This window comes from Curtobacterium sp. GC_Cur_3 (assembly GCF_026544205.1).
GTDB lineage: Bacteria > Actinomycetota > Actinomycetes > Actinomycetales > Microbacteriaceae > Curtobacterium.
In genome coordinates this window covers 1-17,263 of the sequence record NZ_JALNUI010000001.1, presented here as the reverse complement: position 1 = coordinate 17,263, position 17,263 = coordinate 1, and the positions used below count along the sequence as shown (strand labels likewise).

The window sequence follows — 17,263 nt, the reverse complement described above, 5'->3', positions numbered from 1 at the left end:
CATGCCGAGCACGAGCACCAGCACGAGCACGAGCACGAGCAAGATCCCGAGCACGAGCACGAGCACGAGCACGAGCACGAGCACCGACACCAGCGTCCACTCGGAAGGACCGCGCATGACCGCCCCCCTGCTCGAGGTCGACGCCCTGACGATCGGCATCCGCCGTCGTGGCCGCGACGACGTGCGCATCGTCGAGGACCTCTCGTTCGCGATCCAGCCCGGCGAGCGCTTCGGCATCGTCGGGGAGTCCGGCTCCGGGAAGTCCCTGACGCTCCGCGCGATCGCCGGGCTCCTGCCGAAGGGCGTCGAGGTGCTCTCCGGCACGATCCGGTACCGCGGCGAGGACCTCGGCGGCATGTCCGCCGCCGCCCGTCGGAAGCTGATGGGCCCGCAGATCGCGATGGTGTTCCAGGAGCCGATGACGGCCCTGAACCCCGTCGTCCGGGTCGGCGAGCAGATCGCCGAGGGGCCGCGCCGGCACCTCGGGCTCTCCCGCGCGGCCGCCGCGGAGCTCGCCGTCGAGATGATGCGCCGCACCGGCATCCCCGACCCGGCTCGTCGCGCTCGGGCCTATCCACATGAGCTCTCCGGCGGACTCCGGCAGCGCATCATGATCGCGATGGCGCTCTCGTGCTCCCCGCGGCTGCTGCTCTGCGACGAGCCCACGACCGCGCTCGATGTCACGGTGCAGCACCAGGTGCTCCAGCTCGTCGAGGAACTCTGTGACGAAACCGGCACCGCGCTGGCGTTCGTCACCCACGACCTCGCGGTGGTGAACCAGACGTGCACCGAGCTCGCCGTGATGTACGCCGGGCACCGCGTCGAGGCCGGGCCGGTGAAGGACGTCTTCCGCGACCCCCGGCACCCGTACACGCGGGGTCTGCTCGAGTCCGCTCCGGACTTCGACGACCCGGACCGCGCCCTGATCCCGATCCCGGGGTTCCCGCCGAACGTCGCCGCCCGCCCGGACGGCTGCCCGTTCGCCCCGCGCTGCCGGTTCGCGATCGAGGCCTGCACGACGGCGATGCCCGCGCAGGAGGACGTCGGCCCCGGCCGCACGGCCGCCTGCATCCGCACGCACGAGATCGGCTCCGCCGCCCCCGGCGAACCCGTGGAGGTCCTGGCATGAGCACGAGCAGGAGCACGAACACGAACACGAACACGAACACGAACACGAACACCAGCACCGGCACCGGCACGAGCACCACCACCACCGCCCCCGTCCTCCGCGCCGAGGCCGTCACCAAGCGCTACCAGCTGCCCGTGACCGTCATCGACCGGATGCGCCGGTCCGCTCCCACCGCCCTGACCGCGCTCGACGGCATCGACCTGGAGCTCCGCCGCGGCGAGGTCCTCGCCCTGGTGGGGGAGTCCGGCTCCGGCAAGTCGACCCTGGCGAAGATCCTGGTCGGCAGCGTCACCGCGACCACCGGGACCCTCGACGCGGACGGCGAGCGCGTGCCCCTCCACCGCGACAAGGACGCCTCGCGTCGGATCCAGATGGTGTTCCAGGACCCGTACTCGTCCCTGAACCCGCGGATCTCCGTCGGCTCGATGCTCCGGGAGCTCCTGGTGCTGCACCACATCGTGCCGCGGGCCGAGGTCCGTGCGGAGAGCATCCGGATCCTCAACCTCGTGGGGCTCGAGGAGGACGCGCTCGACGCCTACCCGAGCCAGTTCTCGGGCGGCCAGCGCCAGCGCATCGCGATCGCCCGCGCCATCGCGGTCCGCCCCGACGTGCTCATCGCCGACGAGCCGGTGTCGGCCCTGGACGTGTCCGTCCAGGCGACGATCCTCGAGCTCTTCGCCCGGCTGCAGCGCGAGCTCGGCCTGAGCATCCTGTTCGTGGCGCACAACCTCGCCGTTGTGCAGCACCTCAGCCAGCGGGTCGCCGTGATGTACCTCGGCCGCATCGTCGAGGTCGCCGACACCGACGAGCTGTTCCGGAACCCACGCCACCCGTACACGCGCGCGCTCATCGACTCGATCCCGCGCATGGGTGCCGAGAGCGTCACGTCCCGGCTCGCCCTGCAGGGCGACCCGCCGAGCCCGTTCGACATCCCGACGGGCTGCCGCTTCCACCCGCGCTGCCCGTACGCGGTCGACGCCTGCGGCACGACGGACCCCGCACTCACCCCGGTCCCGCTTGTGCTCGGCACCCGGCCAGGAGGCCCGTCCACGGTCCCGACGTCGGCTCCCGGTGCCGACACGACCGCCGCTCAGGCGACGGCACCGCAGGCCCCGCACGTCGCCGCCTGCATCCGCTCGGCGGAGCTCGGCGACGTGGACCCGCTCCACGAACCCGCCATCGAAGCCGACGACCCCGCACTCACCCGCCCCGACGTGCTCCTCGACCCCGAACGGGTCGTCGAGACTGACCTCAGCGAGGTCGCACCAGCCGCACCGGCCGCCTCGGCCGCGCACCACCAGGAGGAACCGTCCGCATGAAGATCTGGATCTCGTACGACATGGAGGGCGTCGCCGGCATCGTCGACTGGGACCAGTGCCGCCCGGGCAGCGACGGCTACGCCCAGGGGTGCGCACTGCTCCTCGACGAGGTGAACGCCGCCATCGAGGGCGCCGTCGCCGGCGGTGCCACCGAGGTGCTGCTCAACGACTCGCACAGCCGGATGTCGAACCTCGACCCGCGTGCCGTCGTGCACCCCGACAAGGTGCGGTTCATCACCGGTCGCCACAAGCCGATGTACATGATGCAGGGCCTCGACGCCTCGGTCGACGGCGCGTTCCTGGTCGGGTACCACGGCTCGATCTCGGGGGCGCCGTCGGTCCTGTCACACACGTACAACCCCGAGGTGTTCACCGGCGCCCGCGTCGACGGCACCTGGGTGGGGGAGAGCGGCATCAACGCCCTCGTCACCTCGCACCACGGCGTGCCGATCGCCCTCGTCACCGGCGACGAGGTCACCTGGGACGAGACCGAGCCCTTCGCACCGGACGCCGAGCACGTCGTGACGAAGACCTCGATCACCCGGGCCAGCGCCGACGCGCTGCACCCGACCGAGTCGTGCCGCCGCATCCGCGAGGCCGCGAAGACCGCCGTCGAGCGGATCCCCGAGATGCGCACCCGGGCGATCGAGGGACCGGCCACCCTGGAGCTCGACGTCGCCACGGCCGACATGGCCGACGTCGCGACCTGGGTCGGCGGCGTCGACCGGATCGCCACCAGGACCATCGCGATCAGCGGTGACGACCTGCTCTCGGTGTTCACGCGCTTCGTCGCCGTGAACTACATCACCCGCCAGGCCGGAGGGCGCTGATGCCCGCCGAGGAGTCCATCGCCCCGCCGCGCGACACCGTCCTGTTCGACGTGCCGGCGGTCCGCGGCTGGTCGCTCGCCCTGCACGGCGGTGCCGGCGGCCGGATCCAGGAGCTCGCCGCCGAGGAGCGCGAGCGCTTCGAGGCGGGCCTGACGCGCGCCTACCGAGCCGGCGAAGCGGTCCTCGACCAGGACGGCTCCGCGCTCGACGCGGTCTGCGCGACCGTCGAGCAGCTCGAGGACGACCCGCTCTTCAACGCCGGACGGGGCGCCGCCCTGACGACCGACGGCGAGGTGGAACTGGACGCGGCCGTGATGGACGGCCGCACCGGCCTGGCGGGGGCGATCGCAGCCTCCCGGCATGCCCGCAACCCCGTGCACCTGGCGCGCGCCGTCATGGAACGGTCCGCCCACCTGCTCCTGGTGCACCCGACCCGCGCGCTCGTCGAGTCGTGGGGACTCGCCACCGCGGAGCAGGACTACTTCGTCACCGAGGCCCGGCAGGCGCAGCTCGCCCGCATCCTGGCGGACCGGCTCGTCGCACCGCGGCACGGCACCGTCGGGGCCGTGGCCCGCGACCGGACCGGCTCCATCGCGGCGGCCACGTCGACCGGCGGCATGGCGAACCAGGAGGACGGCCGTGTCGGCGACTCGCCGATCATCGGGGCCGGCACCTACGCGCTCGACGGGTTCGCCGCGATCTCCTGCACGGGCGAGGGCGAGGCGTTCATCCGCGGGGTCGTGTCCTACGACATCGTCGCGCGGATGCGGTACGGCGGCAGCGCGCTGCACGACGCCGTCGCCGCGACCATCCAGCAGGAGCTGACCGAGGAGCACGCCAGCGGCGGACTCGTCGCCGTCGGCGCGGACGGCCGGGTCGTCGTGGCCCACAACTCGCCGACGATGTTCGCGGCGTTCGACGACGGCAGCGGCCTGGTGCTCCGGACCTGAGCCGCGGGCGGGCGCCCGTCCGGGCGCCCGTCCGGGCGTCCGTCCGGTCGGGCCTGCCAGGCTCGCGATCACGAGCACGACGAGCACCACGACCACCACCGACGACGAGGAGCTGGGATGCCCATCAACGACGAGGTCTTCGCCCGCATGGACGAGCTGAGCCCGGCGGAGCGCAAGGTCGCCCGCGCCCTGCTGGCCGCCTGGCCCACCGCGGGGACGGAGAGCGCCGCGAGCCTCGCCCGCACCGCCGGGACGAGCACGCCGACGGTCCTGCGGCTCGCGAGCCGACTCGGGTTCGGCAGCTGGCCGGACTTCCAGGCGCGGGTCCGCGACGAGATCGCCGACCACCTCAACAGCCCGCTCCGCCGCTCCCAGGAGGGGATCGCCCTCGGCGACGGCGGCACGCTCGGTCGCGCCATCGCCGACCGTGTCGCGCTCGTCGAGTCGCTCGGCACGAGCGTCCCGCCGAGCGAGTTCGACCGGGCAGTCGCCGTGCTCGCCGACCGTCCCAAGCAGGTCGCGCTGCTGGGCGGCTACTTCAGCCGGTACTTCGCGATGGTGCTCGCGGCGCAGCTCGACCAGATCCTGCCGAACGTCGACTTCGTCGCCGAGCCGCTCGGCCACGACGTCGGCCGGTTCCTGCAGCTCGGCAAGGGCGGGGTCGTCGTCGTGATGGACTTCCGCCGGCACGAGCTCGTCGCGCAGCAGGCGGCGGCCGCGGCGAAGCGCCAGGGCGCGACCGTCCTGCTCATCACCGACACGTCGCTGTCGCCCGTGGTCGAGAGCGCGGACATCGTGCTCCCGGTCACCGTCGACGGCATCCCGTTCGACTCCATGACGCCGCTGCTGGTCCTCATCGAGGCCCTGGTCGAGGGCGTGCTGCGCGCCGCTGGGCCCCGCGGGCTGGAGCGGATGCGGCAGTGGGAGGAGTCGGTGCGGATCACCCGCGCCTCCCGTGCCGCCCACGCCGAGGAGGACGTCCGCGACGACACCGGACCCCGCGAGGTCGGGGCCGGCAACGTCGAGGCGCTCGCCCTGCCGGGGACCGGGGGCGCGCTGTGAGCGCGGGTGTCGACGGGTCGGACGGTTCGGCTGGGTTGGCTGCTCCGGCTGCTCCGGCTGCTCCGGCCGGGAGGCCCGGGGAGACGCTCGCAGGTCGGGTCGCGGTGGTCACAGGTGCGGCCCAGGGCATCGGGTCCGGCATCGCGGACCGGCTCGCCGCCGACGGAGCGGTCGTGCACCGGGTGGACCGGGACGACGTCGACCTCAGTGACTCCGCGGCGACCGATGCCTGGTTCGCCGCGCTCGGTCCCGTCGACGTGCTGGTGAACGTGGCCGGCGGCGTGGTCGGGCAGACGCACACCCCGATCGAGGAGCTCTCGGACGAGGCCTGGGACGCCGTCCTGCATGCCAACCTCACGACCACGCGGAACTGCACGCGCGCCGCCGTCCGGAGCATGAAGCCGCGCGGGTGGGGCCGGATCGTGATGATCGCCTCCGGTGCCGGTCGGAGTGTCAGCCTCACCGGCATCCAGGCGTACACCGCGGCGAAGGCGGCACAGATCGGCTTCACCCGACAGATGGCGCACGAACTCGGCCAGTACGGCATCACCGCGAACTGCATCGCGCCCGGCTTCGTGCTGTCGAACCCGACGACGCAGGCGCAGTGGGACTCCTACGGGCCCGAGGGGCAGCGCGCCCTGGTCGAGCGGATCGCGGTGCGCCGGACCGGCACGCCCGAGGACATCGCCCGTGCCGTGTCCTTCTTCGTCGCCCCGGACGCTGGATGGGTGAGCGGGCAGACGCTCTCCGTCGACGGCGGCCACTCGCTCTTCTGAGTCGGCTGCGCGAGCCTCCAGTCCGTCCTGTCCCTGTCCCTGTTCGTTCCTGTTCGTCCCTGTTCCTGTCCTCTGGAGGACCCTTGACCACCGACACGGCCACCCGACTGCACGCCCTCGGCGAGCGGTACTTCGTCGCGCAGCACACGTACGACCCGTACAACGCGACCCTGCTCGGGATCACGGAGTTCGACCACCTGCCGGGGGACCCGTCGCGGGCGGCGAGCGACCGCGCAGCCGACCTTCTCGAAGCCGTGGCGGAGGAGGCCGCGGCGCTGCCGGCGGAGGACCTCGACGACGCCGGCCGCGTCGACCGGGACGTGCTCGTCGCCCTGGCCCGCGGTGCCGCGGCGGACGCCCGCCACGCACTCTGGGCGGCGAACGCCTCGGCCAAGGGCTACGTCAGCCGGCAGGGCCTCGTGTTCCAGGCCGTGCCCGCGATGACGGTCCCGGACCGCGCCGCGGCAGCCCGGTACACGTCCCGGCTCGCCGGGCTCGGCGCGATGTTCGTCGCGCTGGGGGAGCGGTATGCCGACGAGGCCGCCGCCGGCCGTGTCCCGACGAGCATGGGTGTCCTGCACGCCGTCGAGCAGCTCGAGGGGTACCTGGGGCTGCCGCTCGCCGAGGACCCACTGCTCGAGCCCGCCCGCACCGCGACGGTGGCCGAGGCGGCGTCGCTGGTCGCGCAGTCGGAGGACCTCGTCGCGCAGTCCGTGCGCCCCGGGATGGCCGCACTGGCCGTGGCGCTCCGCGCACTGCTGCCGGTGGCGCGTGACGACGAGCACGTCGGCATCAGCGAGGTGCCCGGCGGGACCGAGGGGTACGTCGCCGCGGTCGCCCGGCACACCACGACCGACCTGACCCCGGACGAGGTGCACCGGATCGGGCTCGAGGAGCTCGAGGGCATCCGCGCCGAGGCCGCCGAGATCGGGGACCGGCTGTTCGGGCTGCGCGACTTCGCCGCCATCGCCACCCGACTCCGCGAGGACCCGGCGCTCCGGTTCACCTCGAGCGAGGAGATCATGGCCGTCGCACACGACGCCCTCGCCCGTGCCGAGGCCGTGCGCGACCGGTACTTCCCCGCGGACGACATCACCGACTGCGCCATCGGTCCGATCAACGAGGTCGACGCCGCGTCGAGTGCGCTCGGGTTCTACCGTCCGCCCGCCGTCGACGGCAGCCGTCCGGGGACCTTCTGCATCAACGCCAGCGCGCCCGAGACGCACTACCGCTACGAGTACGAGGCCCTGACCTTCCACGAGTCGGTCCCGGGACACCACATGCAGCTCGCGATGGCGCAGCGGCTCGACATCCCGCGGTACCGACGACACCTCGACGTCGAGGCCTGCAGCTTCAACGAGGGCTGGGGGCTGTACTCCGAGCAGTTCGCGGACGACGCCGGCCTGTACTCCGACGACCTCTCGCGGCTCGGGATGCTCTCGATGCGGGCCGTCCGGGCCTGCCGACTCGTGGTCGACACGGGCATGCACGCCTTCGGCTGGTCCCGCGAGCGTGCCGTGCAGTTCATGCTCGACAACACCGCGACGACGGACGAGCACGTCCGGAGCGAGGTCGACCGCTACATCGCCTGGCCCGGACAGGCGCTGGCGTACATGATCGGCCGACGCGAGATCCTCCGGCTCCGCAGCGGCGCGCGCGAGGCCCTCGGCGACGCGTTCTCCATCCGCGACTTCCACGAGATCGTGCTCGGCAACGGTGCGGTCCCGCTGACCGTCCTCGCCGACGCCGTGACCCGCTGGCAGCAGCGGACCACCGCCGCCGTCTGACCTGCACCACCCCCGTCCGTACGACCCTGGAGGACCCCCGTGGACATCACGATCATCGGCGCCGGCGCGATCGGTGGCACCATCGGCGCACACATGGCCCGCGCCGGGCACGGCGTGCTGCTGTGCGACGCGGACGCCGACCACGTCGCCGCGATCAACGCCCACGGGCTGCACATCGAGGGGCCCGTCGAGGACTTCACGGTCCGCGTGGACGCCGTCACGCCGGAGGAGCTGCCGTCGCGGGTCGGCGCCGGCGGGGTCGGCGCAGCGGTCGTCGCGGTGAAGAGCCTGCACACCGCGTCCGCTGCCCGGGTGCTCGCCGAGGTGCTCGCCCCGGACGGGTACGTGCTCACCACCCAGAACGGGCTGACCGCCGACACTCTGTCCGAGGTCGTCGGCGCCGAGCGCGTGGTGTCGAGCTTCATCAACGTCGGCGCGGACTACCTCGAGCCGGGGCGGATCCTGCAGGGCAACATCGCCGCGTTCCGGATCGGCGAGCTCGCCGGGGGAGCGATCACCCCACGCGTCGGCCTGCTCGCGGACGCGATGCCGTACGCGCTGCCGACGGAGAACGTCCTCGGGTACCTGTGGGGCAAGGAGGCCTACGGCGCGATGCTCTGGGCCGGGGCCGTCTCGGACCTGACGATCGCCGACTCGCTCTCGCTGCCCGCCTACCGGGAGCTGATGATCGCCGTCGCGCAGGAGGCCATCGACCAGGCACCCGTCCAGGTCGAGTCCTTCGACGGCTTCGTGCCCGACGACCTGCCCGGCTCCCTCGACCGCCTCGCCGCGTTCAACCGCCGCAGCGCCAAGGCCCGGTCCGGGATCTGGCGCGACCTCATGGTGCGCAGGCGCAAGACCGAGGTCGACGAGGTGCACAAGGACATCCAGGGTCCGGTGTTCGACCGGATCGTCGCCATGGTCCACGACGTCGAGGAGGGCCGCCGCACCTGCGAGCGCGCGAACCTCGACGAGCTCGCCGCCTTCGTCCACGACCTCCCCACCCACGCCTGAACCGGAGTCCCCCCATGCGCGCAGCCCTCTACCAGGCCGCCGGCCAAGTCACCGTCGAGGACGTCCCCGACGCCGCCCTGCACGAGCCCACCGACGCGGTCGTGCGTGTCGTCCGGTCGTGCGTCTGCGGGTCCGACCTCTGGTCGTGGCGCGGCGTGACCCAGCGTGCGCCCGGATCACGCCTCGGCCACGAGTTCATCGGCGTCGTCGAGGAGATCGGCGAGGACGTCCACACCGTCGCGGTCGGCGACCTCGTCGTCGCCCCGTTCCAGTGGTCGGACGGCACCTGCCCGGCCTGCCTGGACGGCATCAACACGCGGTGCGAGCACGGCGGGACCTTCGGCGCGCCCGGCGCCGACGGAGGACAGGGGGAGGCCGTCCGGGTGCCCCTGGCCGACGGCACCCTCGTCGTCGTGCCCGGCGGCCTCGCCGGTGTCGACGAACACCTGCTCCCGTCCCTCCTCGCGCTGAGCGACGTCGCGGGCACCGGCCTGCACGGCGCCGTCCTCGCCGACGTCACCGAGGGCTCGACCGTCGCGGTGATCGGTGACGGCGCCGTCGGGCTCGCCGCGGTGCTCGGCGCCCGGTCCGTCCTCGGTGCGGAGCGGGTCATCCTGATGAGCAGTCACGAGGACCGCGCCGCCATCGGTCGGTCGTACGGCGCCACCGACGTCGTGAGCGTCCGCGGGGACGAGGCCGTCGCCGCCGTCCGCGAGATGACCGGGGGGCTCGGCGTCCGACACGTCGTCGAGGCCGTCGGGACACCGGAGTCCTGGGCGACGGCGATCGGCATGGCCCGGGTCGGCGGCACCATCGGCGCGGTCGGCGTCCCGCACACCAGCCCGCAGCTCGGGATCTTCCAGCCGTTCGTGCAGCACCTGACGCTGCGCTTCGGTCTCGCACCGGTGCGCCGGTACCTGCCCGACCTCGTCGCGCGCACGATGGCCGGCACCTACGACGCCGGCTCGGTGTTCGACCTGACGCTGCCGCTCGTCGACGTCGCCGAGGGGTACCGCGCGATGGACGAACGACGCAGCATCAAGGCGATGCTCGCGGGCTGAGAGTCAACCCCCAGTTCGCGATTTCCGCCCGGGCGGGGGAGGTGCGACGGTGAGGACGACTCGTTTACCGACTGATCAGGGGATCCAGCATGCGGGCAGTCGTCTTCGCGATGGTTCCGTCGACGCCGTGGACGGACGGAGCCTTCGCGGTGCTCCTCGCCGCTCTGCGGGAGGGGAACGCCGCGGTCGGCGTCACCGGGGTCCTGACGCGACACCACGACCGGGCCGTCGGGGTGGTCGAGGGTGACGACGCCGCCGTGTCGGACCGTCTGGCGCAGCTCCAGGCCGAGCCGCGGTACGGCACCGTCCGCGTGCTGTGGTCGGAGTCCTCCCGGCGCCGGGTCTTCCCCGAGTCGGCTGCGGCGTACCAGCAGGCCGACCCGCTCCTGCACGGCGACCAGGACGTGGCCGCGCTGCTCACGGCACCGCTCGACACCGACCCGGAGCTCCTGGCTCGTCGCGGGGGAGCGCTGCTGACCTGGTTCCGAGCGCACCCGAGAGCACCCCTGTCCGCCCAGCACCACACCGACAGCACCTCCGAGCAGGTGCGCATCGTGAACGTGGCGATCGAGGTGCTGCACGAGACCGGCATCGAGGACTGCTCCCTGGAGCTCGTCGCGGACGTCGCCAGCATCGACCTCGACGAGCTCCTCGTGCTGTTCCCGACGCGGCCCGACCTCGTGCGCGCCATGATCGAGCGCTGGGCAGGTGCCCTGTCCGGCCCGCTGCTGCCGATCGCCGCGGAACTCGGCGCCGTCGCCTACCTCCGGGCCCTGGTCCGGGCGCACGCGGAACAGCCGGCGCTGATGCGACTCGTCGCGAGCACGCTCAGCACGAGCACCAGCTCGACCCAACCCGGCGGCGAGTACTTCCGGGCGATGTACTCGGGCTTCAAGGCCGTCGTCCGCGACGCGCTCGAGGACGACGTCCGGTCCGGTCGGGAGCCGGCGACGATGGACGCCGAGCGCGGGGCGCAGCAGCTCCTGGCGCTGTTCGACGGCCTCCGCGTCCAGGCGCTGCTCGAACCGGGACTCGACATCGTCGACGCGTTCGACCGTGCCACCGCACGTGCCCGACGCGGCTGGTCCGAGCCGTACGAGCAGCACGACCCGTTCCAGCAGCTGCCCGTGGGCGCACGCCCATGAGCGACAGCGGATCGACCGCACTGACGGGGGAGCAGGCGGAACGCGGCCGCGTCATCGCCGGCGCCGTCCAGGCCGCCCGCCGCGACGGCTTCGACACCATCGACTACTTCGTCGTCGCGCGCGCGGCGAACGTCGAGGTGTGGATGGTCAAGAAGCTCTTCCCCACCTGGGACGCGCTCGTCGTCGCCGCGGCCTCACACTGGATCGAAGCCGGCCGTCGACAGTCGCGCGTCATCGCCGAGACGAAGGGCGCCGTGCCCTACCTCCGTCACCTGCTCCGGCTCGGGCAGCTCGACCCGGCGATGATGCGGGCGCGCATCCACCTGATGAGCACGGCCTGCAGCGCACCGGACACCGACGCCGGCTGGTACCGGGAGCAGTACTCGCAGCTGCTGCAGGACACGACGCTGTTCCTGACTCGGGACATGGTCACCGGGCGGGAGCCACGGTCGATGGCGCCGCGGCACGCGGCGAAGCAGCTCGTCGCGCTCTACGACGGACTCCAGCTGCAGTACCTGCTCACGGTCGAACCCGACCTGCTCGGGACCTGGGACCGTGCGGTCGCTCGCATGCGGAGCGGCTGGAGCGACGAGGACGCCAAGCCCGGCGACTGAGCAGCGGGCATTCGCGTCGGACGGATGCGGCATGATCGGACCGTGCCACCACTGACCCCGACCGCTGCGTACCGCGCTGCCCGTGACCAGCTGCTCGCCGCGGAGTCCTCCGAGGCCGCGCGCGCCGGGTTCCGGTGGCCCGACCTCGGAGAGACCTTCAACTGGGCGAACGACTGGTTCGACGTCATCGCCGCCGACAACGACCGCACCGCGCTGTGGATCGTCGATGCGGCCGGTGCGGAGCAGCGGCTCAGCTACGCGGAGATGGCCGCGAGGTCCGACCGCCTGGCCGTGCGCCTGCACGAGCACGGCGTCCGGAAGGGTGACCACGTCCTGGTCATGCTCGGCAACTAGCTCGAGCTCTGGGAGACGATGCTGGCGGTGATCAAGCTCGGCGCCGTGATCCTCCCGACGTCGACGATGCTCGACACCTCCGACCTGCAGGACCGAGTCGACCGCGGAGCCGTGGCGCACGTCGTCACGAACCACGGCGAGACGGCGAAGTACGACGATGTCCGTGGGGCCTTCTCGCGCATCGTGATCGGTGGCGCGGCGGAGGGTTGGACGGAGTACCCATCGGACCTCGGTGAGCGCGCACCCGCGGGGGAGTCGCGGCCCGTCGTGGTCACCCGTACGTCCGACCCCTGTCTCGTCTACTTCACGTCCGGGACGACGTCGAAGCCGAAGATGGTGGTGCACACGCAGACGTCCTACCCCGTCGGGCACCTCAGCACGATGCACTGGCTCGGCCTGCGGCCCGGGGACGTACACCTGGCGATCAGCTCTCCCGGCTGGGGGAAGCACGCCTGGAGCTGCTTCTTCGCGCCGTGGATCGCCGAGGCCACGGTGTTCATCCACAACACCCCGCGCTTCGACCCCGCTGCGCTCCTGGCCCAGATGGACGCAGCCGAGGTGAGCACGTTCTGCGCGCCGCCGACCGCGTGGCGGATGATGCTGCAGTCCGATCTGGGGGAGCGTCCCCAGGCGCTGCGCGAGATCGTGTCGGCGGGGGAACCGCTGAACCCCGAGGTGATCGACCGAGTCGCCGAAGCCTGGGGCTTGACCATCCGTGACGGCTACGGCCAGACCGAGACGACGGCGATCATCGGCAATGCTCCTGGCGCGCACGTCACACCGGGCGCGATGGGGCGCCCGCTGCCTGGTGTCACCGTGACCTTGCTGGACCCGGTGACCGGGAAGCCGGGCGACGAGGGCGAAGTCTGCCTGGACCTCCGCCAACGGCCCGTCAACCTGATGGCGGAGTACCTCGGCGATCCTGAGCGGACGGCAGCGTCGATGCGCGACGGGTTCTTCCACACGGGCGACATCGCCTCGCGGGACGCGAACGACGAACTGACCTTCATCGGCCGGATCGACGACGTGTTCAAGTCCTCCGACTACAAGGTCTCGCCGTTCGAGGTCGAGAGCGTCCTGCTGCAGCACCCCGCCGTGGCGGAGAGCGCCGTCGTGCCGGCACCTGACGACGCTCGACTCAACATCGTGAAGGCCTACGTCACCTTGGCTGCCGGGTGGGAGGCGACGGCCGAGACCGCGAAGCAAGTGCTCGAGCACGCTCGGACCGCGCTGCCGGCCTACGCGCGGGTGCGACGCGTCGAGTTCGCAGAGCTGCCGAAGACGATCTCGGGCAAGATCCGTCGGGTGGAGCTGCGCGAGCGTGAGGAGCGTGCAGCTGCGAGTGGCGCGGGTATCGACGGCGAGTGGCGAGACGAGCAGTTCCCGGAGCTCCGGGGCCCCGTGAGTAGCCCACATCGGCGCTGACGATGGAGATGATGTCCGTGCATGTGTCTACCGAGCCCCGTCGCGGACATCGGTAGCGGGAGCAGTACTCCCAGCTGCTGCAGGACACGAGGTGAGCCGCCGCGCGGATGGGACACTTGCCGGACCAGGCGTCGTAGTTGCAGGTGAGACAGCATTGAAGGAGCTCCGAGATGCCGAAGTTGCGACGGATCGCCTTCTGGCCGACAGCCGGTTCGCTCAGCGATCCGTGGTTCGAGGAACCAGAGCGCTCCGACGTTGCCTTGGACCGATTCCTCCGTGCTTCGCGATCGCCCGCAGAGGCGTTCTCCGCCCTGCTGGAGGACGAAGCCGTGGACACACCGCACTCGTCATCGATCGGCTTCACGGGCAGAGCCCACGACGGCCCCGACGTGACCGTGTTGGTCGAACGATCGTTCCATCGCGGGGGTGAGGAGGGCGGGGTCATCCTCATCCCGATGCGCCTTCGAGAAGCGTCGAGCGAGGTGATCCGGGTCCTGGCAGGAGAAGCGCTCGTGGCAGGAGCGGTCGGCGTTGCGGAACTCCGCGCTCTGGAAATGTCGCGAGTACTTCGCGCCGCTGCCTCGCTCCGCCAGGCGCAGTACCGGTTCGCGTTCACCGGCCCGTGGAAGTCGAGTCGGGACCGGAAGACGCGCGTTCGCCTCGAAGCGAGGATCGCTGACGATGGATTCGCACGCCTGTGTCTTCGTGTTGCGCGCGATGGTGCAGTGAACCTGAGCGCAGAGTTCATCGGTTCGACGACGATCGAGAGCATTCGGCGCGCATCTCGATCGGTTCGCTGGATCAGCTCGGAACACGTGCAAGTGGACAGTGGCGCGGTCTTCGACGCACATCAGATCGAGGTCACGGTCTCAACTGGCGCAGTCGTGACCTCGAGATCGCTCGATGAACCTCGAGTGGAGCACAGTTCGAGGACGCAACTCGACCTTGATGTTCGTATCGTGACCGAGTTGGTCGGATGATGATCGAGCGTGCAGCACCGCCGACCCATCAGTGGTGACGGGCTTCCCACTGTGCATGACGTGGCGGCTCTGACCGCCGCCGAGGGCCAGTGCGACAGGCAGATGTCGGTTTGACCGTCAGTCAGTGCGTTCGCCGACGAAAGCGGCGCTGGAGCCCCCACTGCGTGGTGCGGAGCATGGCTTCGACGACGATCGCCTGGCTCATCTTCGACACACCGTGAATGCGGTCACGGAAACGGATCGGTACCTCGACGATCCGCCCACCGAGGTCGTGGACCCGGAGCGTCATGTCGACCTGGAAGCAGTAGTAGCTCGTCGGGCTGGTCCTCCGATTACTCGTTCCTTGGGGTGACTGCATCGCGAGCAGACAGCGACGGTTCGTGGAGCTATGCTCTGACCTCCGGCTGGGCCCCAAGCTTTGGGTGAACTTACAACACAACCCAGTCGACACGTACTAAGGGCCGCAATGTCATCACATGGAACAAACGATCCGACGCAAGCTAGGCCTAGGTGGAGTAAGCGAAATCGGACTCTTAGCCTGATTTTCACTACAGTCTTCGCAGTCTTCGCGATACTTCCAGTGGCGAACCTCATCACTTTGTCAACATCAAATGATCCACCCTCTGCTTCGTCAGCGATACTTCTCCCGGCAATCGTTCTGTCAGTGATCGCCGTTGTTGGGTTTGCTGTTTTCGCAACCTTGTTCCTGTTGAGTTTCAAGAAGTAGAGGCGCCATCCTTGGAAGTTTTCCTCGCGTGTACCGCGAAGGAATCCGTCGCGAAGAAGGATTCCAACAGCGGCGCACTCGTGGGCTCAATTTTGCCTCCTGGAGCTTGCTTTCAAGAGGCAGTCCCGGTTCTTTTCAGAGAGCCGGGACTGTTTTCTTATGACTATCGGCGCTGGCCGCGAACGTGGGCTCGAAGTACCGGAACCGCGGCATGAGCGGCTGACCCGGCCTCGGCAAGTAGCAGCAGCCCAACGGCAGCGTCTCACGTCAGCGCGCCGATAATGCCTATTATGTCAGGTCGAGGACCTCAAGCTTCTCCCGACTGCTCCATCTCAAGCAACAGCAGCCCTCCAGCCGCGAGACCGACGACTCAACCGGTCGCCTCATCCTGGACCTCCTCGGCGACTTCGTTCGCACCGTCGTTCACAAGCGTCAACGCATACGCATCCCGAAGACCGCCGGCGTGTACAAGGGCGCACCCTCAAGCTCACTGACCGTCAGGTCGTAGGAGCATGCCGATGCGTCCGCGTCGGCTTGCTTCGGCCACCATCGCCCGCGAGTTCGGCATCGACTGCACCAACCTCTCCCCATGCTCGCGACGCCTCTCTCCCCCACCACGGCAGAGACAGCTGACCACGACCATACGGCGCCTGCTGCGTTGTAGCGTTTGGCGCCCCTTCACCGGGCATTTTCGCGGGACACCTGTACGGGAATCCCCTGATCAAGCACAACATGGTCGAGTTGTCGTGGTTGTCACTACCGGGTGTGGTCCGGTGGACGACCGGCTAACGGGCATCTAGACCACGTGTCCGTGGTTCGACTTGCTTTCCTGAGCAGTCACACGCCCTGAGACAATGGCGTCGTGACCACGGACGCTGACTTAAAACGACGGCTACAGACCTCGTTTCGGTGGCTCGGTGACCGGACGGACTACAACTCCTACGCCGACCTAACGGGCTGGTGGCGTGATCCGCACGTACTGAGTTCCCTCGGTCCCGGCCTTGCTTCCCTCTTCGATGACGCCCACCCCTCGGTGATCATGGGGATCCAGTCGCGCGGGGCCATCCTCGGAGCGCTCGTCGCAGTGCACCTCGGCGTCGGCCTCGCCGAGGTCCGGAAGGACCCGAGGCGTGCCGCGGACAGTGATCCCTGGTGGGAGGTCTCGACCGGGCCAGACTACCGAGACCGCTCCCTCCGCCTTGGAGTTCGACGCTCGCTGTTGCAATCCGGGGACCGCGTGCTCTTCGTCGACGATTGGATAGCGACGGGAGCCCAGGCGGAAGCCGCGCACGCTCTCGTGGACATGGCCGGAGCGACCTGGATCGGAGCCGCCGTCGTGGTCGACGGACTCGAGCGGACCCCGCTTCGTCGAGCGCTGCGACTGCGCTCGCTCGTGTCGCTGCGCGAGCTGTAGGACGCAGTACCAGCTCGGCACCGTCCGCTGGACGATCCGCTAATGGGACCAGGGCACGCTCGATCGGGTTGACTGAGCACATGCTTGAAGTGAGGACGCGAGCGGCGCGCTCAACGGCCAGTTGGATAGTCGCGAAGCCTCTCGAAGAGACGCATCGTCTGTTCGTGCGAGTCGCCACGTCGACGCAGCGCGCAAGGATCACGTCGTCCGCGGATGCCCGCGTCGAACTTGGCGTACGTGGGAACCTGTACTCCTGGGGTGAGGTCATCACCATCGACCTCGCACCGACAACCGGCGGGACAAGCGTGACTGCTCGATCGCGTCCAACCGTGCCGACGACGCTGTTCGACTGGGGCGAAGGTGCTCGCGACATCCGCGCGTTGCACGACGCGGTCGGTCATGCGAGCGGCACCGGCGACGGTGAGACCGGAATCGCCCCGGCGGCGGCCAACGTCGGGCAACTCTCACCGTGGCCAAAGCCCATCGCCTGGTTTTCAGCTATCACTGGTGCTCTCATGCTCCTGCTCGCGCTGGTCAACCTTGTGATAAATACCGCCAGCATCGGGTCATGGTTGCCGCTGCTGATCCTCGGGCCGTTCACGCTCGTGTATGCCATCCGTAGCCTCCGGGTCAATGACCGCTGGTCTCGTATTCGATGAAGCCGCGAGGCGTCCGG

15 protein-coding genes and 1 pseudogene are annotated in these 17,263 nt (G+C 70.3%); 15 read left to right on the top strand and 1 reads right to left on the bottom strand.

Going from position 1 to position 17,263, the window contains the following annotated elements; translation table 11 throughout:
- The first annotated feature begins 1 nt into the window (after position 1).
- The 13 genes and pseudogenes from OXR63_RS00080 (at position 2) to OXR63_RS00020 (ending at position 14,446) form a co-directional block, all read left to right on the top strand.
- Entirely contained in the window at positions 2–1,129 is a 1,128-nt protein-coding gene (locus OXR63_RS00080) for an ABC transporter ATP-binding protein (RefSeq protein WP_267419191.1), read from the top strand.
- Entirely contained in the window at positions 1,126–2,448 is a 1,323-nt protein-coding gene (locus OXR63_RS00075) for an oligopeptide/dipeptide ABC transporter ATP-binding protein (RefSeq protein ID WP_267419190.1), read from the top strand. The genes OXR63_RS00080 and OXR63_RS00075 overlap by 4 nt, the downstream gene beginning before the upstream one ends.
- Positions 2,445–3,278 (top strand): M55 family metallopeptidase, encoded by an 834-nt coding sequence (locus tag OXR63_RS00070; RefSeq protein WP_267419189.1) that lies wholly within the window; start codon positions 2,445–2,447, stop codon positions 3,276–3,278. The genes OXR63_RS00075 and OXR63_RS00070 overlap by 4 nt, the downstream gene beginning before the upstream one ends.
- Positions 3,278–4,228 (top strand): isoaspartyl peptidase/L-asparaginase family protein, encoded by a 951-nt coding sequence (locus OXR63_RS00065; RefSeq protein WP_267419188.1) that lies wholly within the window; start codon positions 3,278–3,280, stop codon positions 4,226–4,228. The genes OXR63_RS00070 and OXR63_RS00065 overlap by 1 nt, the downstream gene beginning before the upstream one ends.
- 117 nt (positions 4,229–4,345) lie before the next feature.
- Entirely contained in the window at positions 4,346–5,290 is a 945-nt protein-coding gene (locus OXR63_RS00060) for a MurR/RpiR family transcriptional regulator (RefSeq protein WP_194660523.1), read from the top strand.
- Positions 5,291–5,394: 104 nt separating this feature from the next.
- A complete protein-coding gene (locus OXR63_RS00055; RefSeq protein ID WP_267419187.1) occupies positions 5,395–6,066 on the top strand; it encodes an SDR family NAD(P)-dependent oxidoreductase in 672 nt (223 codons plus the stop codon).
- 83 nt (positions 6,067–6,149) lie between these two features.
- Positions 6,150–7,853: a DUF885 domain-containing protein gene (locus OXR63_RS00050; RefSeq protein WP_267419186.1), complete on the top strand. Its 1,704-nt coding sequence runs from the start codon at positions 6,150–6,152 to the stop codon at positions 7,851–7,853.
- Between the two features lie 39 nt (positions 7,854–7,892).
- Complete coding sequence (locus tag OXR63_RS00045; protein ID WP_267419185.1) at positions 7,893–8,867, top strand: ketopantoate reductase family protein; 975 nt, start codon at positions 7,893–7,895, stop codon at positions 8,865–8,867.
- A gap of 14 nt (positions 8,868–8,881) precedes the next feature.
- Positions 8,882–9,928, top strand: coding sequence for a zinc-binding dehydrogenase (locus tag OXR63_RS00040; RefSeq protein ID WP_267419184.1), 1,047 nt, complete (start codon positions 8,882–8,884; stop codon positions 9,926–9,928).
- Positions 9,929–10,017: 89 nt separating this feature from the next.
- A complete protein-coding gene (locus OXR63_RS00035; protein ID WP_267419183.1) occupies positions 10,018–11,073 on the top strand; it encodes a BLUF domain-containing protein in 1,056 nt (351 codons plus the stop codon).
- Positions 11,070–11,687, top strand: coding sequence for a hypothetical protein (locus OXR63_RS00030; RefSeq protein WP_267419182.1), 618 nt, complete (start codon positions 11,070–11,072; stop codon positions 11,685–11,687). The genes OXR63_RS00035 and OXR63_RS00030 overlap by 4 nt, the downstream gene beginning before the upstream one ends.
- Positions 11,688–11,711: 24 nt before the next feature.
- Positions 11,712–13,466 (top strand): annotated as a pseudogene (locus OXR63_RS00025) (AMP-binding protein).
- A 170-nt stretch (positions 13,467–13,636) separates the two neighbouring features.
- Complete coding sequence (locus tag OXR63_RS00020) at positions 13,637–14,446, top strand: hypothetical protein (RefSeq protein ID WP_267419181.1); 810 nt, start codon at positions 13,637–13,639, stop codon at positions 14,444–14,446.
- Between the two features lie 121 nt (positions 14,447–14,567).
- Here OXR63_RS00020 and OXR63_RS00015 read toward each other — a convergent pair whose 3' ends face one another.
- A complete protein-coding gene (locus OXR63_RS00015; RefSeq protein ID WP_308202647.1) occupies positions 14,568–14,804 on the bottom strand; it encodes a hypothetical protein in 237 nt (78 codons plus the stop codon).
- A 1,231-nt stretch (positions 14,805–16,035) separates the two neighbouring features.
- Here OXR63_RS00015 and OXR63_RS00010 point away from each other — a divergent pair.
- Positions 16,036–16,587, top strand: a complete 552-nt coding sequence (locus OXR63_RS00010; protein ID WP_267419180.1) for a phosphoribosyltransferase family protein — start codon at positions 16,036–16,038, stop codon at positions 16,585–16,587.
- An 80-nt stretch (positions 16,588–16,667) separates the two neighbouring features.
- On the top strand, positions 16,668–17,246 hold the full coding sequence (locus OXR63_RS00005) for a hypothetical protein (RefSeq protein ID WP_267419179.1): 579 nt from the start codon (positions 16,668–16,670) through the stop codon (positions 17,244–17,246).
- Positions 17,247–17,263 lie beyond the last annotated feature (17 nt).